This is a genomic window from Brevundimonas sp. AC546, from assembly GCF_979258305.1.
Window position 1 is genome coordinate 1,716,276 of sequence record NZ_OZ409849.1, and the last position, 24,588, is coordinate 1,740,863.

The window sequence follows — 24,588 nt, forward strand, 5'->3', positions numbered from 1 at the left end:
TTGTCCCGAGGATCCAGAACTCCCGGTGTCGATCGTGGCCCACCGGCCTCGGCGGAGTGTCTGGATCCTAGGCACAAGGCCTAGGATGACGGATTGTGAGGGAGGGATATGACGATGAACGCCCCCTTGCCCTTCGACCCCTTCGCCGCCTCCAGCCCACGCTGGTACGCCATCCCCGCGCACCGGCCCTTCCTCGAAGACCTGGCCGCCGGCGTCCTGGCCTGGCTGGGCGACCTGCCGCCCGAGACCCTGTCCGACGCCACCATACTGCTGCCCAATCGTCGGGCTGCGCGCGCCTTCACCGGCGCCCTGTCGAAGCTCTCGCAGGGCCGCCCCATCCTGCTGCCGCAGGTCCGCCCGCTGGGCGATCTGGAGGAGGACGAGCCGCCCTTCACCCCCGGCGCCCTGGGCCTGGATCTACCGCCCGCCATCCCCGCCCTGACCCGCCGGTTCGAGATGGCGCGGATGATCGTCGAACAGTTCGACAGCAGCCTGACCCCGATGCGCGCGCTGAATTTAGCCGACGCGCTCGGCGGCTTCCTCGATTCCTGCCAGCTGGAAGAGGTCCCGAACCCCGAACGGATCGCGACCCTGGTCGACGGCGAGATGGCCGAACACTGGGAACGGTCGGCCGAGTTCCTGGGCCTCGCCGTCACCGCCTGGCCCAAACGCCTCGCCGAACTGGGCCTGGTCGATCCGGCCTGGCGCCGCGCCACCCTGCTGCGACGCTTGGCCGAACTGTGGGACGCCCACCCCCCGACCCAAGCCGTCATCGCCGCCGGCTCGACCGGCACCGTCCCCGCCGCCGCAGACGTGCTGGGCGCGGTCGCCCGCGCGCCGCTCGGCTGCGTCGTCCTGCCGGGCCTCGATCTCGACCTCGACGACCGGGTCTGGGACCAGATCGACGCGGAGAACGAACAGCATCCCCAGCGCGCCCTCAAACGCCTGCTGGAACGCCACGACATCGACCGCCACGCCGTGCGCCCCTGGTTCCGCCCGGCTGTCGAACCCCGGGTCGAACAGCGCGGTCTGGCCCGTCAACGTCTGCTGAACGAGGCCCTGCGGCCCGCCGACGCCACCGGCGACTGGCGCGCCGAGATCGGCTTGATCCGCGCCCGCGCCGCCGAGGCCGGTCGCGCCGCCGACCCGATCGCCGAGGGGCTGGAAGGCCTGTCGGTCCTGACCCTGCGCCACGACGAGGAGACCGCCGCCGCCATCGCCCTGATGATGCGAGAGACGCTGGAGACCCCCGGCCAGACCTGCGCCCTGGTCACCCCGGATCAGGGCCTGGGCCGTCGCGTCGCCGCGCGGCTGGAGCGATGGGGGATCACCGCCGACGCCTCGGCCGGTCAGCCGCTGAACCGGATGCCCGCAGGCGTCCTGGTCGAACTGTGCGTGCGCTGGATGGCGGCGCCGACCGATCCGCAGGTGCTGCTCGGCTTGCTGAAACACCCGTTTGTCCGGGTCGATCTGGGCGAGATCGACGCCGACCGCGCCATCGTCGCCTTCGAAAGCCTGGCCCTGCGCGGCCCCCGTCTGACGAGCTTCGAGCGCCTGCGCAGGAAACTGGACAAGGCCGCCGGCACTGACCGCGACGGACAACCCTCGTCCGACGGCAAGCTGAAACGCCTAGCCCTGGCCCGCGCCCTGTCGGATCATCTGGAAGGCCTGATCACGACCGCCCGCGCATCGTTTGCGCCCAACGCGCCTTTGGACGCCGCCGCGCGCGCCCTGACGATGTTGATCGAGGCCTTGGCGGGCCAGAACGCCTGGGGCGGGCCGGATGGGGAATGCGCCGCCGGACTGTTGTCCGACCTGATCGCCGGCGGGGCCTCGCTGGGCGCCGTGACGCCCGCCGATATGGTCGAGCTGGTACAGGGCCTGTTGGCCGACGCCGTGGTTCGGACCGGCGGGGCGACCCATCCTTCCTTGCGTATTCTGGGCGCCATCGAGGCGCGTCTGGTGCGCGCCGACCGCATGATCCTGGCGGGACTGGAGGAAGGCGTCTGGCCCCAGGGCGCGCCCATCGACCCCTTCCTGTCGCGCCCCATGCGCAAGACCCTGGGCCTGCCGCCGCCCGAGCGCCGCATCGGCCAGAGCGCCCAGGATTTCGTACAGGCCGCCTGCGCCGACGAGGCCATATTGATCCACACCGAACGGCGCGGCGGCCAGCCGGCCGTGCGCTCGCGCTGGCTGTGGCGATTGGACATGCTGACGCGCGGGGCCAACACCGACGACACGCCGGTCGCCGTCGCCGCCCCCCCCCATGTCGCCTCATGGACCCGCGCCCTTGACGCCCCCGCCCGCGCCACGCCCGACTATGCGCGTCGCCCCGCGCCGACCCCGCCGGTCGCACGCCGCCCGCGCGAGCTGCCCGTCACCGGGGTCGAACGCTGGGTGCGCGACCCTTACGCCGTCTACGCCCAGCGCATCCTGGGTCTGCGCGTGCTGGACCGGCCCGGCGCCTCGGCCGAGGCCATGGCGCGAGGCAATGCGGTCCATGACGCCATCGAACAGATCGTCCGCGTCTGGCCCGACGTCCTGCCCGACGACTGCGCCGACCAGATTTCGGACTTCATCGTCGACGCCATGATCGAGGCCGGGTTCGAGGATTCCGCCCTGGCCCGCGAACGCCCCCTGGCCAAAAACTGCGCCCGCTGGCTGGAGCGGTTCGAGCGCGACCGCCGTGCGCGCGGCGCGACCCTGCTGATCGAACAGTCGGGCCGCATCGCCTTTTCCGCCCCCGGCGGGTCCTTCGTCCTGACCGCTCGCGCCGACCGGATCGAACTTGATGCAGAGGGCGCCGCCGTCCTCGACTTCAAGACCGGCCAGACCCCCAGCCAGAAACAGGTCGTCCAGGGTTTCGCGCCCCAGCTGACCCTGACCGCCGCTATCCTGGCCGAGGGCGGTTTCCCCGCCCCGCCGACCGAGGCGACGGAACTGCTGTATGTGAAGGTCACCGGCCGCCGCGATCCCGGCAAGGTCGAGGACGTCTCGCGCCAGGGCCGGGGCAACACCCAGACCGCCGCTCAGTTGGCCCAGCGCGAACTGGACCGGCTGAAGCTGGGCGTCGCCGCCTTCGACGACGAGGCCACGCCCTACACCTCATGGGTCGCGCCCCAGTTCATGGGCAACTTCGGCGGCAACTACGACCATCTGGCGCGCGTGTGGGAATGGCACGTCGTCGGCGGCGAGGACGAGGCGCCCGAATGACCGAACTCAGCCCCGTCGACCCGAACCCTGTGGACATGGCTCGCGCGCATCAGGCCACCGCCGCCGATCCCGCCCTGTCCGTCTTCGTCACCGCCAACGCCGGATCGGGCAAGACCACCACCCTGGTCAGCCGCGTGGCTCGCCTGTTGCTGAAACGCGTGCGCCCAGGCGAGATTCTTTGCGTCACCTACACCAAGGCGGCGGCCGCAGAAATGCAGGCACGGCTGTTCGAACGACTGGGCGAATGGGCGGTCGCCGACGACCGCGCGCTGGCCAAGGAACTGGCCGAACTGGACGGCCGCGAGCCCGCGACCCTGACCGGCGACGAGCTGTCGGACGCCCGGATCCTGTTCGCCCGCGCGCTGGAGACGCCCGGCGGGCTGAAGATCCAGACCATTCACGCCTTCTGCGAAAAACTGCTGCGCCGCTTTCCACTGGAGGCCGGCGTCGCGCCCGGCTTCACCGTGCTCGAGGATCAGGCCGCCCTGAACCTGTCGCATGCCGCGCGCGAGGATCTGGCCCGCTACGCCCTGAAAGACGGCGACGGTCCGGTCGGCCGCGCCTACGCCCATTTCGCCGTCGAACTGGCCTGGGACGCCTTCCATGCCCTGCTCGACACGGTGGAGGCCAGGCGCGAGCCCCTGCTGGACTATCTGGCTCGCATCGACGCCGGGACCGCGCCGGATCCGCACGCCCTGGTCGGGGTCACGCGCGACGAGACGCCGGAGCAGATCGAGGCCGACTTCATGGCCTGGCTGAACCCCGCCGACTGGCTGGCCGCCGCCGAAGGTTTCGCCATGGGCGGGATCAACGACAAGAAGATCGCTGCTCAGATGCGCGAGGCCGTCCCGCCCGTCGCGACGCTTGCCGCCATGACGTCGATCTTCATCGATTCCAAGGGCCAGCCCCGCGACAAGTTCGGCACGTCCAAGGCCCCGCCCGGCGCCGCGACCTATCTCGCCGGCGTGTCGCTGAAATACCTCTCGACCCTGGACCGGGTGCGCGCCGCCCGCGTGGCCGACGAGACGGAAAAGGTGCTGACCCTGGCCCGCGTCCACGCCGCCCTCTACGAGACAGCAAAGCGGGCGCAAGGCGCGCTGGACTTCACCGACCTGGTCGGCCGCACGGTCGAGCTGCTGACCAAACGCGCCACCGCCGCCTGGGTCCTGTACAAGCTGGACGGCGGCATCGAGCACGTCCTCATCGACGAGGCCCAGGATACGGCGCTGGATCAGTGGGACATCGTCCGTGCCCTGACGGAACCCTTCTTCGCCGGCTCGGGCGTCGAACGCCGCGACCAGGCCATTCCCCGCACCGTCTTCGCCGTCGGCGACGAGAAACAGTCGATCTACTCCTTCCAAGGCGCCCGGCCGGAGCGGTTGCGTCAGGAGGCCCGGACCTATGACGCGCTGGTGCGCGAGGCCGGCGCCGACTTCCGCGAGGTGCCGCTGGATACCTCCTTCCGCTCGACGGAGGAGGTGCTGACCTTCGTGGACGCCGCCTTCGCCGGGCCGGAACGCACCCGCGCCCTGGTCGGAGAGACCGGCGACATCGCCGTTCACCGTCCTGCACGCCTGGGTCAATACGGCTCGGTCGATCTGTGGCCATTGTTCGAAGACCCCGCCGCCCCCGACCGCGAGGCCTGGAACGCCCCGGTGGACAAGGAGGGCGAACACACCGCGCGCAAGAAGCTGGCACTCGCCCTCGCCCGCGACATCAAACAGCAGGTCGCCGACGCCGTCGCCATCCACGATCCGAAAAAGCGCGGCGCCATGCGGCCCGTCCGCTATGGCGACTTCCTGGTGCTGGTCCGCCGTCGCGACGCCACCTTCGAGGAGATCATCCGCGCCCTGAAGACCGAGGGCGTGCCCGTCGCCGGCGCCGACCGGCTGAAGCTGAAGGCGCACATCGTCTTCGATGACCTGATGGCCCTGGCCCGGTTCGCCCTCTTCCCCGACGACGACCTGTCGCTGGCGGAAATCCTGCGCAGCCCCTTGTGCGATGTCGCGGACTTCGGCCCCGCCGACGCCCTCTATCCGTTGGCGGACAAGGTCGCACGCGACGGTCGCGGTCTTTGGCGCGAACTACAACGGCGCGCCCATGAACATCCGGCCTGGACCGCCGCGCGCGACCTGATGCACGGCCTGATCGCCGCGCGTGACCGGGATCCGTTCAGCTTCTTCTCCACCGCCCTCAACCGCGTCGGCCCCGATGGCCGTTCTGGCCGCGCCCGCATTCTGGACCGGCTGGGCCGCGAGGCCGAAGAAGCCATCGACGAGACCCTGGCCCAGGTCCTGGCGGCCGAGGAGCGCGGCGGCCGCGATCTGGAGACCTGTCTTCACCTGCTCGAACAGGCCGATGTGGTGGTGAAGCGCGAGATGGAGGGCGCGCGCGACGAGGTTCGCGTCATGACCGTCCACGGCTCCAAGGGGCTTGAGGCGCCCATCGTCATCCTGCCCGACACCACGGGCAAGGCGAAGCCGCAGGGGCCCACCCTGATGCCCGCCGCCCTGCCGGATGGGACCGAGGCCTGGCTGATGTGCCCGTCCAGCGCCAAGGCCGACTGCACCGCCTCCGCCGACGTGCGTCAGGCGCGGGCCGAGCGCACCGACGCCGAATCCCTGCGCCTGCTCTACGTCGCCTTGACCCGCGCTCGCGACCGGCTGGTCGTCATGGGTCGAAAGATGAGCCGCCCGAAAGAGACCGGCTATGAGGAAGGCAGCTGGTGGGACGTGATCGCCGGAACCTTCGAACGCCTGGCCCAGGACCGGCCAGACGCAGTGCAGATGCTGGACGACGGCCGCCTGCGCTTCGGCGTCGATCCGGAGGTCGTGCCGCGCCAGACCCTCGCCGCCCCGACCGCGACCGCTCTGCCCGCCTGGGCCGCCACCCGCCCGCCCGCCGACGCCGCCGCCCGCTTCGCCTCACCGTCGCGGATGGAGGGGTCGATCCGCATCCCCGCCCCCTCGCCCCTGGCCCGCAGCGCGGCGGGGGGCGCGTCGCTCGGTCGGTTCCGGCGCGGCGACCTGATCCACCGGCTGCTGGAACGCCTGCCCGAGATCGCCCCCGCCGACCGTCCCGACGCGGCCCGGCGCCTGCTGGCGCGCGAGACCGATCTGGACGAGGCCCAGCGCGCCGAGATGATCGCCGCCGCCTTCTCGGTGCTGGACGACGCCCGTTTCGCCCCCGTTTTCGGCCTGGGCTCGCGCGCCGAGGTCGCCCTCACCGGGTCCGCCCCTGGCCTTCCGTCCGGCGTCGCCATCAACGGCCGCATCGACCGGCTGGTGATCACGCCCGAGCGGGTTCTGGTCGTCGATTACAAGACCAACCGCCCCGCCCCCGACGCCATCGCGGCGGTCGATCCTGCCTATGTCTTGCAAGCCGCCATCTATGTCGCGGTGCTGAACCGCCTCTATCCCGACCGCCCGGTCGAGGCCGCCCTGGTCTGGACCGACGGCCCGAAACTGATGCCGATCCCGCAGGCGATGCTGGACGCCGCGCTCACGTCCTAACCTCCGTCATCCTCGGGCTCGACCCGAGGACCGGGCGTCGATCGGGCTATGCGTCGCAGTCTTCGCACGAGCGGCGGAACATCCGATCCTCGGGTCGAGCCCGAGGATGACGGACGGAGAGAGGGTGTGACGGCAGGAGTTGAATTGCCCGCGATTCGCTCCCACATCTGCATCCGAACCCGGACGCTCCGGCCAACATCAACATGCGCTCAAGCAGCGAGGCCCCGCGGGCCGAGCGATAGTGCCCCAAGGAGCCATTTATGGCGACGGTAAAAGTCACCGACGAAAGCTTCGACGCCGACGTCCTGAAGTCGTCCACACCCGTGCTGGTGGATTTCTGGGCCGAATGGTGCGGCCCCTGCAAACAGATCGGCCCGGCGCTGGAACAGATCGCCGACGAACTGGGCGGCAAGATCACCGTCGCCAAGATCAACATCGACGACAGCCCCATGACCCCGTCCAAACTGGGCGTGAAGGGCATCCCGACGCTGATGCTGTTCAAGGACGGTCAAATGACCTCGATGAAGGTCGGCGCCATGCCCAAGGGCAAGATCGTCGAATGGCTGGCCGAGGCCGGCGTCAAGGCCGACGCCTGATCCTTATCCGCCTGTGAAGATCAAACGCCCGCCGGTCCGACCGGCGGGCGTTTTTCATGTTAGGATGCCGCCATGAGCGACGAAGACACCCCGATCCCCGCCCGGATTTCTGACGAAGAGATTCCCGGCGAAACCTCTGTCCAGCGCGCCCTGCGCCTGAAGAACGCCAAGCTCGACGGCCGCCCCCAGGCCCCGCGTGGCGGCCGGTTCCAGCGCGAACAGAACGCCCGCATCGCGGCCGGCAAGTCGCGCCCCTGGATGAGCAAGTAAAAAGCAGGCGCAGGCCTTTCCCTCCCCCTGCGGGGGAGGGTCGTCGCGCAGCGACGGGGTGGGGGCGGCCGGTAAGGCCGCAGGAGAAAAATCCGTGGGGCGTCGCCCTGCCGCCCCCACCCGGTCTCGCCTTCGGCTCGACCACCCTCCCCCGCAGGGGGGAGGGAGAAGCCGGCGCCTAGTCCGGCCAGGTCTCTTCGCTCGCCCCCAACACCTCGCCCGCCAGATACAGCGACCCGCAGATCGCGACCCGCCCAGCGCCCAGCCGCAGCGCCAAGTCCAGCGCCTCGCCCACAGACCCCGCCGGCGTCGCCGCCAGTCCATGCCCGCGCGCCACGGCCGCAAGCGCCGCGGGATCGGCCGCCGCCCCGTCGAAGCCCACAGTGAAGACCGTCGCCTGGCTGTCCTTTAATGCGGCGAAGAACCCGCCCGCATCCTTGTTCGACAGCATGCCGCAGATCAGGGCGAGGGGACGCGGCGCCCTCGCCTGACGCTCGGCCAGAAACGCCGCCAGCGCCCGCGCAGCGTGCGGATTGTGCCCCCCGTCCAGCCACAGCTCGGCCTCCGCCGCCCGCGCCGCCTCACCATAGGGTCCAGCCGAAATCCGTTGCAGCCGCGCGGGCCAGCGCACGGCCTTCAGCCCCTCGGCGATCGCGGCTTCAGGCAGATCCAACTCGACCGCCGCCGCCACGGCCAAGGCCGCATTGTCGATCTGGTGCGCCCCCGCCAACGCCGGCGCCGGCAGGTCCATGAACAGTTCGGCCGTCTGGAACGCCAGACCGCCCCGCTCGGCCCAGGCGTCGAAATCCACCCCCAGCACCGTCAGCCGCGCATGGACGTCGGCGGCGCGGCGTTCGATGGCGGCCATCGCCTCTTCGCGCTGGCGCGCGATCACGGCCGGCGCCCCGGCCTTCAGCACACCCGCCTTTTCCGAGGCGATGGCGGCTAGGTCCGTGCCCAGGAACTCCGCATGGTCGTAATCGACCGGAGCGATGATGCTGAGCAGCGGCCGTTCGATCACGTTTGTCGCGTCCAGCACCCCGCCCAGGCCGACCTCGATGATGGCCAGGTCGGCCGGCGTCTCGGCCATGGCCAGGAAGGCGGCGGCGGTGGTGCTTTCGAACACCGTGGCCTCGCTGTCGGTCTCGGCCATCACGGCCTCGATCCGGTCCAGGATGGCGTTCAGCACCTCGTCCTCGATCAGCTTGCCGGCCAGCCGGATCCGCTCATTGAACCGCACCAGATGGGGCGAGGTATAGGCATGCACCTTCAGCCCCGCCGCCTCGGCTATGGCGCGGATCATAGCGACCGTAGAGCCCTTGCCGTTGGTGCCCGCCACATGGATCACCGGCGGCAGCCGATGCTGCGGATCGCCCAGGGCGGCGCACAGCACGCGCATTCTTTCCAGCGACAGGTCGATCCGCTGGGGGTGGCGCGCACGTAGACGTTCGGAGACGGGATCCATCCGCCTCCTTTAGCCCCTGATTTCGAGAACCGCGACATGACTTCCAGGCCGGACATCAGAACGACGGCCCGCATCGTCCTAGCGACCGTCTTCCTGGGCGCCGGCGTGCTGCATCTGCTGGTCCCGGGTCCGTTCGCGCGGATCACGCCGAACTGGGTCGCCGACCCGGAACTGGTCGTGGCCCTGACCGGAGTGGCGGAACTGCTGGGGGCGGCGGGCCTGATGATCCCGCGACTGCGCGTCGTCGCCGGATGGGCGCTGGCCGCCTACGCCGTCTGCGTCTTTCCGGCCAATGTCCAGCACGCGATCAACGGCCTGACGTCAGGTACAGGTCTTGGATGGGCCTATCACGGCCCCCGCCTGCTGTTTCAGCCGGTCATCATCTGGTGGTGCCTGTGGGCCTCGACCGCGGTCGATTGGCCCTTTAGACGGCCTCAGGCGGCGACGCGCGTGCCGCCCATCAGCATGGAGAGGATCTGACCCAAGGTGCGCGACAGGTCGGCGCGGGCCACGACCCGGTCCACCATGCCTTTTTCCTGCAGATATTCGGCGCGCTGGAATCCCGGCGGCAGCTTCTCGCGGATGGTGGCCTCGATCACGCGCGGGCCGGCGAACCCGATCAGGGCGCCCGGTTCCGCCAGATGCACATCGCCCAGCATGGCGTAGGAGGCCGTCACCCCGCCCGTCGTCGGATCCGTCAGCACCACGGCATAGGGCAGTTTGGCGTCCTTCAGCTCTTCGATGGCCAGGGTGGTGCGCGCCATCTGCATCAGCGACAGGGCGCCTTCCTGCATCCGCGCGCCGCCGGCGGCGGTGAAACAGATCATCGGCACCTTGCGCGACACGGCCTCGCGCGCAGCCTTGATGAAGGCCTCGCCCGCCGCCATGCCCAGCGACCCGCCCATGAAGGTGAAGTCCTGGACGATCACGACCGCGTCCTGACCGCCGACCACGCCATAGCCGATGGCCATGGTGTCCTTGCGGCCCGACGCCTTGCGCGCCGCGCTCAGGCGATCCTTGTAGGATTTGCCGTCCGAGAATTTCAGCGGATCTTCCGGCACGTCCGGCGTGTCTATGGCCTGGAACACGCCGCCGTCGAAGGTGGCCTTCAGGCGCGTCGGCGCGTCGATCCGCATGTGACGGCCAGACGGCGTCACCCACAGCGACGCCTCCAGATCCGAGCGATACAGCATCTCGCCGCTATCGGGATCCTTGACCCAGAGATTGTCCGGCGTGTCCCGGCGCGAAACGATCTTGCGGACGCCCGGCGCAAAGCGGCTCAGCCATCCGCCGCGTTTTTCCTGCGGCTTGTTCTTGTCGACCATGGGCGCGCTCTTAGACGGTTTCTGGCTGGGATGCACCAGTGCGAAGGGACCGAACCGCATCGCCCAGCGCCTTGACCCTGGCCAGAACGCGCGGCGCGGCCGGTTCGTTCGCCGCCAGCGCCGCCGCCACCTCGTCCACCAAGGCCGAGCCGACCACGACGGCGTCGGCCACGCGCGCGATCTCGGCGGCGCGTTCGGGCGTCTTGACCCCGAACCCGACCGCGACCGGCAGGCCCGACGCCTTGCGCACCCGCTCCACCGCCGGCGCCACGACATCGGCCTCGGCTTCCTTGACGCCCGTCACGCCCGCCACGGCGACGTAATAGACGAAGCCCGAGGTCCCCTGGACTACGATCTTCAGACGCGCATCGTCCGAGGTCGGCGTCGCCAGCCGGATCAGCGAAATCGAGACCTTGTCCAGCGCCTCGATCAGCGGCCCGGCCTCTTCCGGAGGACAGTCGACCACGATCAGCCCGTCGATGCCGCAGTCGGCCGCATAGGCGGCGAAGGCGTCATAGCCCAGGCTCTCGATCGGGTTAAGATAGCCCATCAGCACGATCGGCGTGGCGTCGTCGCCTTTGCGGAATTCCTTGGCCAGATCCATCGTCGAACGCAGCCCGAACCCGGCCGCCAACCCCCGGATCGCCGCCCGCTGGATCGGCGGCCCCTCGGCCATAGGATCGCTGAACGGGAAGCCCAGTTCGATGATGTCCGCGCCCGCAGCAGGCAGGCCGTTCAGGATCGCCAGCGCCTCCTCGCGCGACGGATCGCCCCCCATCACATAGGGAATGAAGGCCGCACGGCCCTCGGCCTTCAGCGCCTTGAAGCGCGCATCGATACGGGCGGTGGTCATTGCTGCGGCGATCCGGCGGGAGCGGCGGGCGTCGCAGCAGCAGCAGCCGCGCAGACGTCGCCGGGGATAGTGGCGAAGCCCAGATAGGCGGGCAGTTCGGCGACGGCGGTCTTGGCGGTGTCGTAGAAGGCGACCATCTGCATGCCGTCGCAGCCGCCGGCCTCGCGGCGCTTGATGAAGACCACGCGATTCTCGTCGCCGCCCGCCGCCAGCCAGTTCTTGGCTTCCAGATCGGCGATATAAGCGTCGGCCAGGGCCCCGATCTGGCCCAGCTGCGCCGTCACGCAATATGCCCGGCCCATCAGATTGTTCAGCCCGCCGCAATCGGCCGACAGCTCGGCGCCGGGCAGCAGGCCGACATCGGCCGGGCCGCCCTGCTGTGCAGCCGGAGCGGGCGCCGGCGTCTGGGCCTGAACGGCGGTGGACAGGGCAAGCGCGGCGGTCGCCGCCAGCAGGCTACGGATCACAGTTCCACTCCCAGATGTTTGGCGACCTGGAAGATGTCCTTGTCGCCCCGGCCTGACATCAGCAAAACGACGTCGCCGCCCTTGCCGACTTCGCGCGCCACTTCGCCGGTCCGCGCAAGCGCGTGGGCCGGTTCCAGTGCTGGAATGATGCCTTCCAGCTTCGAGCACAGCTGGAAGGCCTCCAGCGCCTCGTTGTCGGTCGCCGAGCGATATTCGGCACGGCCGATGTCGTGCAGCCAGGCGTGCTCCGGCCCGATGCCCGGATAGTCCAACCCGGCCGAGATCGAATGCCCCTCGACGATATTGCCGTCCTCGTCCTGCAACAGATAGGTCCGGTTGCCGTGCAGCACGCCCGACCGCCCGCCCTTCAGCGAGGCCGCGTGATCCGGCGTATCCAGCCCGTGGCCCGCCGCCTCGACGCCGATCAGGCGCACGGCCTCGTCCTCGATGAAGGGGTGGAAGGCGCCGATGGCGTTCGACCCGCCGCCGATACAGGCCACCACCGCCTCGGGCAACTTGCCCATCTGCGCCATCGACTGGGTCTTGATCTCCTTGCCGATCACCGACTGGAAATCGCGCACCATGGCCGGATAGGGGTGCGGGCCCGCCGCCGTGCCGATGATGTAATAGGTGTCCGAGACATTGGTGACCCAGTCGCGCATCGCCTCGTTCATCGCGTCTTTCAGGGTCGCGGCCCCGGCCGTGACGGAGAAGACTTCCGAACCCAGCAGACGCATGCGGAACACGTTCGGCTGCTGCCGCTCCACATCCACCGCGCCCATATAGACGGTGCAGGGCAAACCGAACCGCGCCGACACGGTCGCAGACGCCACGCCATGCTGGCCCGCGCCGGTTTCGGCGATGATGCGCGTCTTGCCCATGCGGCGCGCCAGCAGGATCTGGCCCATGCAGTTGTTGATCTTGTGCGCGCCCGTATGGTTCAGGTCCTCGCGCTTCAGCCAGATATTGGCCCCGCCGAAATGCTCGGTCAGCCGCTCGGCGAAATACAGCGGGCTCTCGCGGCCGACATAGTGGGTCAGGAAGCTGTCCAGCTCGGCCTGGAAGCTCGGATCCGCCTTCGCCGCCTTGTAGGCCGCGTCCAGCTCGTGGATCAGCGGCATCAGGGTCTCGGCGACGAACTGCCCGCCATAGGGCCCGAACCGACCCTGCGCATCCGGCCAGGCGTAGGCGTTCGACAACGGCTGACCAGCGGACGGGGCTTGGATGGGGGTCTGGGCGTTCACGGTTTCGACTTTCACGCGGAGAGGCGTCGCAATTACGTCCGGCGCGCGTTTTGGATGAAGGCCGCGATCCGGTCGGGGTCCTTAACACCCGGCGCGCTTTCCACGCCAGAGGACACATCCACCATCGGCGCGCCGGTGATCCTCAGCGCCTCGGCCACATTGTCGGGGTTCAGCCCCCCCGCCAGGAACCACGGATGGCGAAACGCCCGGTCCGCCAACAGAGTCCAGTCGAAACTGTGTCCCACCCCGCCGGGCAGTACAGTCCCCTCCGGCGGCTTGGCGTCGAACATCAGATGATCGGCGTGATAATCCCACTCGTCCGCAGCGACAAAGTCGTCCCCATGCCGGATCGGCAGGGCCTTGATCACCCCCGCCCCCGTCAGCGTCCGCACCTGTTCAGCTCGCGCCGGGGTCTCCGATCCATGCAACTGGATGAAGTCGGGCCGCAGCACCCGCGCGATCTCGTCCAGCAGCGCGTCGTCGGGATCGACCGTCACCGCCACGATCTTCGCCCGCCCCCGCGCCCGTTCGAACAGGACCGCCGCTGCCTCGGGCGCGATGTGCCGCGGGCTTTTCGCAAACACCACAGCCCCCACGAAGTCCGTCCCGCCGTCGAGGGCGGCGTCCAGCGTCTCGAGCGTGGTCAGGCCGCAGATCTTGATGGCGGTCATAGCGAAACCACCTCCACGCCCTTCAACCTCGCCGCCGCTGCAAGCTCCTTATCCAAGGTCGCGAGATCGAAGGCGTGTCGAAGCACCACAGCAAGATGCAAGGCGTCGGGGGTTCTCAATCGAACCTCATCGCGCAGCAGCGTGCGGCATCGCACGAAATCCAGGTCGTCCAGGCGGCATTCGTCGCGCCCGACCCGCCAACCGTCGAACTCCGCCTCGATCTGATCCCGCTTCTCAGTCTTCATGGCGCCAGACCGCACGCGCAATCCCAGGGCTGAAGTGAACTCGGCCTCGGCCCAGCGGCTGATCACGACGTCATGCCTGCGTATCAGCAGCGCCGCCGCCCACTCCGAATGGTCGTCTTGAACGAAGGCCGAAACCAGTACGCTAGTATCCAGATAGAGGGCCAAGGTCAGTCTTCGTCGCGCATTTGACGGATCAGATCGACCGCGTTCACACCATCGTCAGGCTTGGCGCGCACCCGGCGAAACCAATCCATATCGACCTGTTGGGATGACGGCTTACGCATCTGCGCCGGCTCCAGTCGCGCCACGGGGACGCCGCGCCGCGTGATGGTCACGGCCTCTCCCGCCAGCATGCGATCCAGCAGCTTGGGCAGGTTGTTCTTGGCTTCTGCGACGGAATAGCTGGACATGGCTATCAAGATAGCTATCTGCCGCCAAATGTCCAATCAGGACCGATACAGATCCCCATCCGGGTCCGTTTCTCCCCGCACCGCGCGGCCGATGATCTGCGAGGCGATGACCGAATAGGTGATGCCGTTGCCGCCGAAGCCCATGACGGCGTGGACGCGGTCCATCCCCTCCACCGGCACGATCTGCGGCAGGCCGGTCGCGCTCTCGCCGAACGCCCCAGCCCACGCATAGTCCACCTCGAACTCGATTTCGGGCAGAAGGCGACGCAGCTTCTGAGCGATGGTCTCGCACTTACGCTTCAGCTTGGCCTTGTCGTCGTGAGCCGTCGGGGACGTCTCGTCTTCGCCGCCCACGATCAACCGCCCGTCCCCGCCCATGCGAAAATAGAGGTAGGGGTCCGACGCCTCCCAAACCAGCATGTCGCGCAGCCAGGCCGGGCACCGCATCCGCGGCTTTGACGCCAGCGCCCAGCTGGAGATCACCTTGGCCCCCGGTGTCGGCACGCCCTTGGGAAACTCATAGCCGCAGCAGAACACGACCTGTCTGGCCCGCACCGCATGGCCCGCATCGGTCAGCAGGGTGACGCCGTCCGGGTCGCTGATCGCCTCCAGCACCTCGACCTTTGAATAGATTTTCGCGCCCTTCTCGCCGGCCCGCCGCAGCAGGCCCGCCGCCAGCCTTGCGGGGTCGGCGCTGGCCGACCCGTCAGAGACGATGGCCCCGGTCCGCTCGATGCCGAAGGTTTCGCGAAGTTGGGCCGGCCCCAGATAGCGGCTCTCCAGCCCCATCGCCGCCCGCGCCTCGGCCTCGGCCTCCAGCGCGCGATGGCCGTATTCGTCACCCGCCAGATACAGCGACTGTTTGGGCTTCAGCCCGCAGCGAATGCCCTCGTCCGCCACGATCCGCTTCAGCGCATCCACCGCCGACCGCGACCGGCGATAGGCCCGCCGGGCCTTCTCCGTCCCGATCCGCCGGCTCAGCGTCGTCAGCGGCAGGTCGATCTCCCACTGCAGCATGGCGGTGGAGGCCAGGGTCGATCCCATCAGGGGCGGGCGCCGATCCAGCACCGCCACCGAATGATCGCGCGCCAGTTCATGGGCGGTGAAGGCGCCGCTGATCCCCGCGCCGACGATGGCGACATCGACCGAGATCGCCTCGGTCAGCAGACGCGTCTTGACGCCCAGGCCCGGACTGTCCGCCCACAGCGACCGTCCCGTCCTCAGATCCCGTTTGATGGTCGCGCCGGTCATGTCAGGCTCTCAAAATCTAGCTGAGCCATAGATCGTCAGGCGGCGGTCGGTTCCGTGAAGATGGAGGCGATCTCGTCAGGGCCCAGCAGCCGCCACTGTCCGGGCGCCAGATCGGCCGGCAGGACCAGCCCGCCCATCCGCTCGCGGTGCAGGGTCTCGACGTGATTGCCGGCGGCGGCGAACATGCGCCGCACCTGGTGATAGCGCCCCTCCGTCACCGTCAGCAGGGCCTCGGTCGGCGTCACCACCTCCAGCACCGCGGGCGCCAGCGGCTTGTCCTCGCCCTCCAGCACCAACTCCCCGGCGGCGAACAGATCGCCTTCGGTCCCAACCAGCGGCCTTGCCAGCCCCGCGCGATAGACCTTGGTCACATGGCGCTTGGGCGAAATCACCCGGTGCAGCAGATCGCCGTCGTCGGTCAGCAGCAGCAGGCCCGTCGTCTGCTTGTCCAGCCGCCCGATGGTCGAGATGGCCGGATCGCGCGCCCGCCAGCGGCCCGGCAGGATGTCATAGACCAGCGCCCCCTCTTCCTTGTGCGAACAGGTCATGCCCAGCGGCTTGTTCAGCATGATCACCAGCCCCTGCACGGGGTCCAGCGGCTGGCCGTCGATCTCCATCCGCGTCGGCAGGTCGCGCGTCACCGGAATCCGCTTGGACACGTCCATCAGATCCGCCCCGTCCAGCACGATCCCGCCCGCCTTGGCCATCCGCGCCATCTCGGCCCGCGAGCCATAGCCCATCGAGCCCAGCAGACGGTCGACGCGGGATGTGGGGGTCTTGGTCATGCGTTCACACCCACACCCACATCCGTCATCCGACCCACACCCGACATCCTAGGGCTTGTCCCTAGGATCCAGACTCCCGGTGCGTCGGCAGACAACGCTCCCCTCGAATACCGGGAGTCTGGATCCTCGCCACAAGGGCGAGGATGACGGCTTAAGGAGAAGTGGCTCACTTCACCGCCTCGAACAGCTTGTAGCCGCCCGCCTCGGCGACCAGCCGCACCCGCTTGAACGCTGCGTTCAGTTCCGCCTCATAGGGCAGGTGTCGGTTCGCCACGACCCAGGCGACGCCGCCCTTCTTCAGCAGTTCGGCCGCCTTGCGAATGAAGGCCTGGCCCAGGCGCCGGTCCTCGGCCCCGCCGTCGTGGAAGGGCGGATTGCTGACCACGAAATCCTTGTCGCCCTTGGCCTCCAGCGTCCGGGCGTCCGACCACCAGACCTTGGCGCGTTCGTCGGTGACGTTCTCGCGCGCAGCCCGAATGGCGCGGCGGTCCAGATCGACCAGCTTCAGCTTGGTCACCGCCGGCGAACGCAGCGCCACGATCGACAGCGCGCCATAGCCGCAGCCCAGATCGACCCCCTCGCCCTTCATCGGCGGCAGGTGTTCGGCCAGCAGCGCCGAGCCCGCGTCGATCCGGTCCCAGGCGAAAATCCCCGGTTGAGACCAGGCTTCCAGCCCCGGCACGAACTGCGGTCCGCCCGCGGCGATGGCGGCGTCGACAGCCTCGTCCAGGCCCTGCGCCGTCTGCGGCTTGAAGACGATGCAGCGCCGGTGGTGCGCCTTGGCCGTTTCCGCGACCTCGACGCCGAACGCCTTCAGCTCCTTGCCCAGGCGCGACCCACCCTTGTCCTTGAGCGCCATGACGTCCAGCCGCCCGCCGACCTTCAGCGCCCTCAGCGCCAGGGCCAGGACATAGCGCCGCTCCAGAACCCCGGGCGGAGCGTAGATCATGATCGTATCGGCCGAGCCGGCGTCCTGCGCCTCCAGCGCGGCGGAATCGGGGATCAGGGGCGAGGTCTGGGTCGCCCCACCCTCGCCAGTGCCCGGCGGATCGAAGACGACAGGCGGGCGGCCATAGAGAAGCGTGGTCATGCCCCGCCCTTAGAGGGAGAAGGCGTCGGGGACCAGCCTCAGAACCCCGCCTGCAACAGCACCAGCCCCACGACCCCGACCACGATCCGCCACCAGGCGAAGACGCCGAAGCCGCGACGCGACACGAAATCCAGCAGGAACCGCACCACCGCCAGGGCCGAAATGAAGGCCACCACGAAGCCCACGGCGATCAGGCCCACGTCGCTGAAATCCAGCGTCTTGTGGTTCTTCAGCAGGTCATAGGCCACCGCCGCCCCCATGGTAGGCAGTGCCAGGAAGAAGCTGAACTCGGCCGCCGACCGCTTGTCGGTCTTCAGCAGCAGACCCCCTGCGATGGTGGCGCCGGACCGCGACACGCCGGGGATCATGGCCAGGCATTGGAACAGGCCGATCAGGAAATAGATCCGCATCGGATAGGCCTCGGCGTCCAGCCATTTGGGCCGCTTGTCCATTCGGTCCAGCAGCAACAGGATCACCCCCCCGACGATCAAGGCCACGCACACCACCTGCGGCGTCTCGAACAGCACCGTCTTGATGAAGTCATAGGCCAGAAAGCCGATCACCACGGCGGGCGCGAAGGCGACCAGCAGGCCGATCAGGAACCGCCGCGCCTCGGGGTCGAAGGGCCAGCGCGTCGCCAGCGCCCACAGCCGTTTGAAATAGACGCTGATGATGGCCAAGAGGGCGCCCAACTGGATCACGATCTCGAACGTCTTGCCCGAACTCTCGAAGCCCATGAAATGGCCCAGCAGCAGCATATGGCCCGTGGACGAGACCGGAATGAACTCGGTCAGCCCCTCGACCAGACCCAGGATGATGGCCGCCAGCCAGTCCGACATGAAAACCCCGAAACAGGTCCGGGATCACGACGCGCCCGGTTCGGTCCTGCCTTAGCGCAATCGCCCCTGATTAGGCGAGGGATGGCGAGCGGTTGGCTTTCCGCCATGATTGCGCGAGAAGAGGCCGCATATGACGACACCCGCCCCCGCACCTGCGCCCCCGCCCTTGGAAGATGCCCATTTGGCTGCGCGCCGCATCACCCGCCTGTCGGTCGGGGTCGCGGTGGTGCTGATCGCGATGAAGGCCTTTGCGCTCGGCGCCTCCGGCTCGGTCTCCATCCTGGCGACCCTGGCGGATTCGGTGCTGGATCTGGCGGCGTCCCTGACAACCTTCTTCGCCGTGCGCTGGGCCGCCGCCCCGCCGGACGAGGACCACCGCTATGGCCACGGCAAGGGCGAGGCCCTGTCCGCCCTGGTCCAGGCCGGCCTGGTCTTCGCCTCGGCCATCTTCATCGGCTGGGAGGGGGTGCAGCGCATCTTCGATCCCCGCCCCGTCACCGCAGGCTTCTGGGCGACCGGGATCATGGTCGTCGCCATCGCCATCACCGCCTGGCTGGTGTGGATGCAGACCCAGACGCTGAAAAAGACAGGCTCCCTGGCCGTCGCCGGCGACCGCGCCCACTACGCCGCCGATCTCGCCGCCAATGTCGTGGTGCTGATCGGGGTGATCTCGGGCGCCTTCCTGGGCGCGCCGGGACTGGATGCGGCGGCCGGCATCGTCGTCGCCGTCTGGCTGTTCTGGGGCGCGACCGGCATGCTGAAGGTCGCCGCCGATCACCTTCTGGACCGCGCCGTGCCCGAGGCCGACCGCGCCGCCATCACCCAGGCCGTCCGGGCCGATCCTCAAGTCTTCGGCGTGCATCAGCTGCGCACCCGCATGGCCGGCCAGGTGATGATGATCCAGATGCACGTCGACCTGGACGCCCACCAGACCCTGGACGCCGCCCACGCCATCGTCGTCGCGGCCGAGAACCGGGTGCTGAGCCAATATCCCGCCGCCGACATCCTGATCCACGCCGACCCGCGCGGCCATGCCCGTCCGCAGGCGGAAACGTCCGTCGTCCCTGCGGCGGCGCCTGCCGAACCCAAGGCCGTCGAAGCCCCGACCAGCTCTGCGCCCAAGGGGCCGTGGTCCTAAACTCTGATCACGATTTCAATGCAGTAAACGCGCATTAACGGGTCGGGGCGCATCAACCCCTGATGGCCGACCCTTGCGTTCTCTTCCACTTCGCCTTCCAGCCCGCCTCGCGCGCCGCGCGTCTGGCCCTGGGCGAGGCGCGGATCGAATGGACCGACACCCCGGTCCGTCCGTGGGAGGCCGACTGCCCGGTCAACGACTTCAATCCGTCCGGCCTGCCGCCGGTGATCCAGACGATGGATCGCGGCCGCCCGCTGGTCCTGTGCGAACTGCCCGCCGTCCTGGGCTGGATCGAGGATCAGCAGAAGGGGCCGCTGCTGCTGCCCGCCGACCTCGCCGAACGCGCCGAGGCGCGCCGCCTGACCGGCTGGTTCGAGCGTCGCTTCATGGACGAGGTCGACGCCGTCCTGCTGCACGAGCGGATGGAGAAACCCCTGCTCAAGCTCGGCCCACCCGAAGCCCGCGCCCTGCGCGAGGGTCGCGACGCCCTGAAAGCCCACCTCGCCATGCTGGAGGATCTGGTCGCCGCCCGCGACTGGCTGGCCGGCCGCCGCCTCAGCCAGGCCGACCTGATCGCCGCCGCCCACCTGTCGGTGCTCGACTATTTCGGCGAGATTCAGTGGAAGAACTGGCCCGGTCTGAAGACCTGGTACTCCAAGCTCAAATCCCGCCCCTGCTTCCGCCCCCTGCTCGCCGACCGCTTCGTCGGCGTGCCGCCGTCGGTGTGGTACGCCGACCTGGACTTCTAGGCGCGTCCCGACCGCCTCTCCCTCCCCCCGCGGGGGAGGGTGGTCGCGCAGCGACCGGGTGGGGCCGGCAAAGCACAAGCGCCCCTAAAGCGCCTCCGCCCCCAGCCGCGCGGCCCACAGCTTGGCGCGACTGACCAGCTCGTCCTTGCGCCGCAGATCCGAGATGTCCTCTGGCAGGCGGTCCAGCTGTTCGAAGCGGAAATCCTCGGGCGCGTGCGCCTTCCACGCCGCCTGAAGCGACCGGTACGGACTGCCGCCGTGGCGCAGCGCGAACCACAGGCCGTTCTGTTCGGTGTCGATGTGGCGGCTCTTGCCGACCCAGGCCTGGCCCGTCGCATTGCAGATCACGGCATAGACGCCGGCGATGGTCACCCGCTCCTTGTATTCGGCGATCAGGGTCTTGCGGCTTGTGGTCATGACGGCTTTCCTTATTATCCGGGTATTATCCTATCTGCTAATTTTACCCGGGTAAATATATGGACGACGAGATGCGCCAACTGGTCCTGTTCGACGGCCCCGCCCGGATCGCCAAGGGGCCCGAAGCCGTCGTGTCCGCCGCCTTCAAGACCGCCCTGTCGGCCTCGCCCCAGGCCGCGCTTCGCGTCTTCGACCTCCAGACCGGGCGCGCCGTCGATCTCGATCTGCGACCGGCGCCCCCGCCCCGGCGTGGCCGGCCGCGCCTGGGCGTCGCCGCCCGCGAGGTCACCCTCCTGCCCCGTCACTGGGACTGGCTGGCGGCCCAGCCCGGCGGCGCCTCGGCCGCCCTGCGCCGTCTGGTTGAACAAGCCCGCAAGACCGGCGCCGACGACGATGCGCGCCGCCGTCGCACGGACGCCGCCTATGGCTTCATGGTCGAGATGGCCGGCGACGCCCCCGACTTCGAAGAGGCCAGCCGCGCCCTGTTCGGCGCCGATCGCGACCGTCTGGCCGCCCTGATCGCCCCATGGCCTGCGGACATTCAGGCCCAAGTTCTTGAACTGTTCGACGGCGAATGACCGTCTCCTCCCCACGAAATGGGGAGGGGGACCCTGCGTAGCGTGGTGGAGGGGCTCTTCAAAGTCCCCCAGGCGCCAGTGATGCGGTAAAGAACCCCTCCGTCACGGCGCAAAGACGCGCCGCGCCACCTCCCCGCTCCGCAGGGAGGAGACTTCATGCTATCCCCCGCTCGTGTCCGACCGCCTGAAAACCTTCATCCGCCAGCGCGCGGCCGAGCTCGGCTTCGATGTCTGCCGCTTCGCCTCGGCCGCCGACGCCTGGCCGGCGGGCGAGCGGCTGCGGCATTTCGTGGACAAGGGCCGGCATGGCGACATGGAGTGGATGCAGACGACGCTGGATCGTCGCCAGCACCCCACCGCCATGTGGGACGAGGCGCGGACCGCCATCGTCCTGGGCATGAACTACGGCCCCGACGACAATCCGCTGGACCAGCTGGCCGACCGCTCGGCCGGCTACATCTCGGTCTATGCGCGCGGCGACGACTATCACGAGGTCATCAAGGGCCGGCTGAAACAGCTGGCGGGCCAGATCGCCGCCCGCAACGGCGCCGACATCAAGGTCTTCGTCGACACCGCCCCCCTGATGGAAAAGCCCCTGGCCCAGCGCGCCGGCCTGGGCTGGCAGGGCAAGCACACCAATCTGCTCAGCCGCACCCACGGCAACTGGCTGTTCCTGGGGACCATCCTGACCGCCGCCGAGATCGAACCGGACGCGGCCGAGACCGAACACTGCGGCCGCTGCACCGCCTGTCTGGACGCCTGCCCCACGAACGCCTTCCCCGCCCCGTTCCAGCTCGACGCCCGGCGCTGCCTGTCCTACCTGACCATCGAGTTCGCCGATCCCTGGCCGGTCGAGTTCCGCACCCTGACCGGATCGCGCATCTATGGCTGCGACGACTGTCTGGCGGTCTGCCCGTGGAACAAGTTCGCCCAGGAAGCCCGCGAAATCCGGCTCTTGCCGCGCGAGGCCTTCGAAAGCCCCCGGCTGCACGACCTGCTGGCGCTGGACGACGCCGCCTTCCGCGCCCTGTTCACCAAGAGCCCGGTCAAGCGGATCGGTCGCGACCGCTTCCTGCGGAACGTCCTCTACGCCGTCAGCAACTCCGACGACGCGTCCCTGATCGCCCCGACGCAGGCCCTGCTGGACGACCCCTCGCCCCTGGTGCGCGGCGCCGCCGTCTGGGCGCTGTCGCGGCTGACATCCCCCGGTGAATTCGCGACCCTGGCCGAGGCGACGACAGAGACCGACCCTCAGGTCCTGGCCGAATGGCGACAGGCGAAAACGCCTCAACCCGCATAGTCGCCGCGACGAATCACAGCGATTTCAAAGCCCTGAAGACGACCAGCGACCGCGACCCTACCGCCCCTGAACGCTGGGCTATACTGCTCGCCTGGTCTTTGACATTCGCCGCAGAACTGCAAACCGCTCGCAAAAATCTGCACTAAAGTGCACTCAAAAAATCCGCAGTGCACTTTTCCGTCTCCTCCCCGCTTCGCGGGGAGGGGGACCGCCCCCGGGTCTCGCCAAAGGCGAGCCCGAGGACAGGCTACGCGGTGGATCGGGCGTCGGCACAGAACCCCTCCGTCACGGCGCGAAGACGCGCCGCGCCACCTCCCCACGAAGTGGGGAGGAGACGGGTCGCTGGGATCACCCCATCGCCGTGCCGACGCCCGATCCACCGCCCGGCACCTTGGCCACGTCCAGCAGTTTCAGCCGGAAGATCAGCACGGAGTTCGCCGGGATCTTGGGGCTGCTGCGCTCGCCATAGCCCAGCTCGGGCGGCACATAGAGCAGCCATTCGTCGCCGACCCGCATCTTCTGCAGCGCCTCGGTCCAGCCCTTGACCACTTCCTCGGGCGTGAACACCGCCGGCGCCCCGCGCGCGAACGAGCTGTCGAACACGCTGTTATCGACCAGCTTGCCCTCGTAATCGACCTTGACCAGGTCGTTGCGGTCCGGGTTGACGCCGTTCGCCGGTCCCGCCTGCACCACCTTGTATTGCAGGCCGCTGGGCAGGGTCACGACGCCGTCGGCCTTGGCGTTCTCGGTCATGAAGGCGACCGCCTCGGTCTTGCCGGCGTTCGGATCGACCGGCTCGGCTTGGCCGCAACCGGCCAACAGCACCGCGCTCAGCAGCGCCGCCTTACCCCATCCGAAGTTCATAGCCGCGTTCCTTCAAGGCCTCGCCGATCTCGTCGGCGTGGGCGCTATCGCGCGTTTCGACCATGATGTCGAACTCGGCGCCCTTGGCCGGCACGTCCAGCGCCAGACGGTTGTGGACCACGTCGATGATGTTGCCGCCCAGGCCGCCGATCACCGCCGCCATGGCCGACAACATGCCCGGCCGGTCGTCGCCCAGGATCCGGTAAACCAGCAACCTCCGTTCACGGACCATCTCGCGATTCAGCACCACGGCCAGCATCCGCGCATCGATGTTGCCGCCGCACAGCTCCAGCCCGACCTTCATCCCCTTGAACCGTTCGGGATAGGCCAGAAGCGCCGCCAGGCCGCCCGCGCCTGCGCCCTCGGACACCGTCTTCTCATAGGTGACGTAGTGGGCCACGGCCCGTTCGAAGTCGGCCTCCTCGCAGACGAAGACCTCGTCCACCAGCGGATCGGCCAGGGCGAAGGGGATGTCGCCCACCGCCTTGATGGCGATGCCTTCTGCGATGGTCTGGCCGGTGCAGACCGGCGGCAGGCCCGCCCGCCGCGCGGTGAAGGATGGGTATCGCGCCGCCTCGACCCCGAAGATCTTGATGTCCGGCTTCATCGCCTTGGCCGCGATGGCGCAGCCGGCGATCAGGCCGCCGCCGCCAATGGGGATGATCAGGGCCTCGATGTCGGGCGCATCCTCCAGGAACTCGATGGCGCAGACCCCCTGGCCCGCCACGATCCCTTCGTCGTCGAAGGCCGAGACGAAGACATAGCCCTTCTCGACCTCCAGCCGCTTGGCCTCCTCGGTCGAGCCGGTGAAGTCCAGGCCGTGGATCACGACCGTCGCCCCGTGCGACCGGGTGCCGTTGATCTTGGCGAAGGGCGTGCCCTCCGGCATCACGATGGTCACCGGCACCCCCAGCCGCCCGCCGTGATAGGCCAGGGCCTGGGCGTGGTTGCCGGCGCTGGCCGCCACCACGCCGCGCTTGCGCTCCTCGGGGCTCAGCATCAGCAGCCGGTTCAGCGCGCCGCGCTCCTTGAAGCTTCCGGTGAATTGCAGGTTGTCGAACTTGACCCAGACCTCAGCCCCGGTCAGCTGCGACAGCTTCCTGGAATAGCGGGTCGGGGTGTGGTCGACCTGACCGGCGATACGGGCGCGGGCGGCTTGGATGTCGGCGAAGGCGACGGTCATGCGGGCGTTTCCAACTGTCGCGCCTCGACGAATGGGCGCGTTGTCGGGGCCTGTTTCGCGCGTTGTCGGGTCCGGGTCCAGAGCCGGACATCTTGACCGTGGAAGTCGGGCGGCGGGTCGTGC

General features: G+C 69.0%; 24 protein-coding genes. 9 read left to right on the top strand and 15 right to left on the bottom strand.

Translation table 11 applies throughout. The features are described 5' to 3' along the window. Positions 1-114: 114 nt before the first annotated feature. The 4 genes from addB to ACZZZD_RS08510 all read left to right on the top strand — a co-directional run bounded on the left by addB (position 115) and on the right by ACZZZD_RS08510 (position 7,591). Positions 115-3,213 carry a double-strand break repair protein AddB gene (gene addB / locus ACZZZD_RS08495; protein WP_463434249.1) on the top strand — a complete coding sequence of 1,033 codons (3,099 nt, stop codon included), beginning with the start codon at positions 115-117 and terminating at the stop codon, positions 3,211-3,213. Beyond that, positions 3,210-6,725, top strand: coding sequence for a double-strand break repair helicase AddA (gene addA / locus ACZZZD_RS08500; protein WP_463434251.1), 3,516 nt, complete (start codon positions 3,210-3,212; stop codon positions 6,723-6,725). Before addB ends, addA begins: the two co-directional genes overlap by 4 nt. 260 nt (positions 6,726-6,985) lie before the next feature. Continuing rightward, entirely contained in the window at positions 6,986-7,321 is a 336-nt protein-coding gene (gene trxA / locus ACZZZD_RS08505; RefSeq protein WP_463434253.1) for a thioredoxin, read from the top strand. A gap of 72 nt (positions 7,322-7,393) precedes the next feature. Continuing rightward, complete coding sequence (locus tag ACZZZD_RS08510) at positions 7,394-7,591, top strand: hypothetical protein (protein WP_463434254.1); 198 nt, start codon at positions 7,394-7,396, stop codon at positions 7,589-7,591. Between the two features lie 178 nt (positions 7,592-7,769). Here the strand turns inward: ACZZZD_RS08510 and ACZZZD_RS08515 are convergent, their stop codons facing one another. Next, complete coding sequence (locus ACZZZD_RS08515) at positions 7,770-9,056, bottom strand: bifunctional folylpolyglutamate synthase/dihydrofolate synthase (protein WP_463434255.1); 1,287 nt, start codon at positions 9,054-9,056, stop codon at positions 7,770-7,772. Between the two features lie 36 nt (positions 9,057-9,092). Between ACZZZD_RS08515 and ACZZZD_RS08520 the strand changes: the two genes are divergently transcribed. Beyond that, entirely contained in the window at positions 9,093-9,536 is a 444-nt protein-coding gene (locus ACZZZD_RS08520; protein WP_463434256.1) for a DoxX family protein, read from the top strand. Here the strand turns inward: ACZZZD_RS08520 and accD are convergent. From accD to ACZZZD_RS08575, 11 genes are all read right to left on the bottom strand, one after another. Next, entirely contained in the window at positions 9,491-10,381 is an 891-nt protein-coding gene (accD, locus tag ACZZZD_RS08525; RefSeq protein WP_463434257.1) for an acetyl-CoA carboxylase, carboxyltransferase subunit beta, read from the bottom strand. The two genes, ACZZZD_RS08520 and accD, sit on opposite strands and share 46 nt — an antisense overlap. Before the next feature lie 10 nt (positions 10,382-10,391). Then, positions 10,392-11,234, bottom strand: a complete 843-nt coding sequence (trpA, locus tag ACZZZD_RS08530; RefSeq protein ID WP_463434258.1) for a tryptophan synthase subunit alpha — start codon at positions 11,232-11,234, stop codon at positions 10,392-10,394. Next, entirely contained in the window at positions 11,231-11,701 is a 471-nt protein-coding gene (locus ACZZZD_RS08535; RefSeq protein ID WP_463434259.1) for a hypothetical protein, read from the bottom strand. Before ACZZZD_RS08535 ends, trpA begins: the two co-directional genes overlap by 4 nt. Continuing rightward, the gene (trpB, locus tag ACZZZD_RS08540; protein ID WP_463436106.1) at positions 11,698-12,900 is read right to left on the bottom strand and encodes a tryptophan synthase subunit beta; all 1,203 of its coding nucleotides are present in this window, start codon (positions 12,898-12,900) and stop codon (positions 11,698-11,700) included. Before trpB ends, ACZZZD_RS08535 begins: the two co-directional genes overlap by 4 nt. Positions 12,901-12,977: 77 nt before the next feature. Further along, positions 12,978-13,616 (bottom strand): phosphoribosylanthranilate isomerase, encoded by a 639-nt coding sequence (locus ACZZZD_RS08545; RefSeq protein ID WP_463434260.1) that lies wholly within the window; start codon positions 13,614-13,616, stop codon positions 12,978-12,980. Beyond that, the gene (locus ACZZZD_RS08550; protein WP_463434261.1) at positions 13,613-14,026 is read right to left on the bottom strand and encodes a type II toxin-antitoxin system VapC family toxin; all 414 of its coding nucleotides are present in this window, start codon (positions 14,024-14,026) and stop codon (positions 13,613-13,615) included. Before ACZZZD_RS08550 ends, ACZZZD_RS08545 begins: the two co-directional genes overlap by 4 nt. A 2-nt stretch (positions 14,027-14,028) precedes the next feature. After that, entirely contained in the window at positions 14,029-14,271 is a 243-nt protein-coding gene (locus ACZZZD_RS08555; protein WP_463434262.1) for a type II toxin-antitoxin system Phd/YefM family antitoxin, read from the bottom strand. A gap of 36 nt (positions 14,272-14,307) precedes the next feature. Continuing rightward, complete coding sequence (locus tag ACZZZD_RS08560) at positions 14,308-15,522, bottom strand: NAD(P)/FAD-dependent oxidoreductase (RefSeq protein ID WP_463434263.1); 1,215 nt, start codon at positions 15,520-15,522, stop codon at positions 14,308-14,310. Positions 15,523-15,557: 35 nt separating this feature from the next. After that, a complete protein-coding gene (locus ACZZZD_RS08565; RefSeq protein ID WP_463434264.1) occupies positions 15,558-16,307 on the bottom strand; it encodes a pseudouridine synthase in 750 nt (249 codons plus the stop codon). 166 nt (positions 16,308-16,473) lie between these two features. Then, complete coding sequence (locus ACZZZD_RS08570; RefSeq protein ID WP_463434265.1) at positions 16,474-17,397, bottom strand: class I SAM-dependent methyltransferase; 924 nt, start codon at positions 17,395-17,397, stop codon at positions 16,474-16,476. Positions 17,398-17,435: 38 nt separating this feature from the next. Next, entirely contained in the window at positions 17,436-18,236 is an 801-nt protein-coding gene (locus ACZZZD_RS08575) for an undecaprenyl-diphosphate phosphatase (protein ID WP_159848805.1), read from the bottom strand. Positions 18,237-18,366: 130 nt separating this feature from the next. Here ACZZZD_RS08575 and ACZZZD_RS08580 point away from each other — a divergent pair, with 130 nt between their 5' ends. After that, positions 18,367-19,374 carry a cation diffusion facilitator family transporter gene (locus ACZZZD_RS08580; RefSeq protein WP_463434266.1) on the top strand — a complete coding sequence of 336 codons (1,008 nt, stop codon included), beginning with the start codon at positions 18,367-18,369 and terminating at the stop codon, positions 19,372-19,374. Between the two features lie 62 nt (positions 19,375-19,436). Next, positions 19,437-20,123, top strand: coding sequence for an FtsZ-binding protein FzlA (gene fzlA / locus ACZZZD_RS08585; RefSeq protein WP_463434267.1), 687 nt, complete (start codon positions 19,437-19,439; stop codon positions 20,121-20,123). Positions 20,124-20,207: 84 nt separating this feature from the next. Here fzlA and ACZZZD_RS08590 read toward each other — a convergent pair whose 3' ends face one another. After that, entirely contained in the window at positions 20,208-20,540 is a 333-nt protein-coding gene (locus ACZZZD_RS08590; protein ID WP_463434268.1) for a GIY-YIG nuclease family protein, read from the bottom strand. A gap of 71 nt (positions 20,541-20,611) precedes the next feature. On the opposite strand from ACZZZD_RS08590, the gene ACZZZD_RS08595 reads away from it, so the two are divergent. Together ACZZZD_RS08595 and queG are read left to right on the top strand one after the other, a co-directional pair. Next, the gene (locus ACZZZD_RS08595) at positions 20,612-21,118 is read left to right on the top strand and encodes a DUF2239 family protein (RefSeq protein WP_463434269.1); all 507 of its coding nucleotides are present in this window, start codon (positions 20,612-20,614) and stop codon (positions 21,116-21,118) included. Between the two features lie 172 nt (positions 21,119-21,290). Next, complete coding sequence (queG, locus tag ACZZZD_RS08600) at positions 21,291-22,418, top strand: tRNA epoxyqueuosine(34) reductase QueG (protein ID WP_463434270.1); 1,128 nt, start codon at positions 21,291-21,293, stop codon at positions 22,416-22,418. A 348-nt stretch (positions 22,419-22,766) separates the two neighbouring features. Here the strand turns inward: queG and ACZZZD_RS08605 are convergent, their stop codons facing one another. Both ACZZZD_RS08605 and ACZZZD_RS08610 read right to left on the bottom strand, forming a co-directional pair. After that, positions 22,767-23,282: an FKBP-type peptidyl-prolyl cis-trans isomerase gene (locus ACZZZD_RS08605; protein WP_463434271.1), complete on the bottom strand. Its 516-nt coding sequence runs from the start codon at positions 23,280-23,282 to the stop codon at positions 22,767-22,769. Further along, positions 23,263-24,465, bottom strand: a complete 1,203-nt coding sequence (locus tag ACZZZD_RS08610) for a threonine ammonia-lyase (protein ID WP_463434272.1) — start codon at positions 24,463-24,465, stop codon at positions 23,263-23,265. The genes ACZZZD_RS08605 and ACZZZD_RS08610 overlap by 20 nt, the downstream gene beginning before the upstream one ends. Positions 24,466-24,588: the final 123 nt, after the last annotated feature.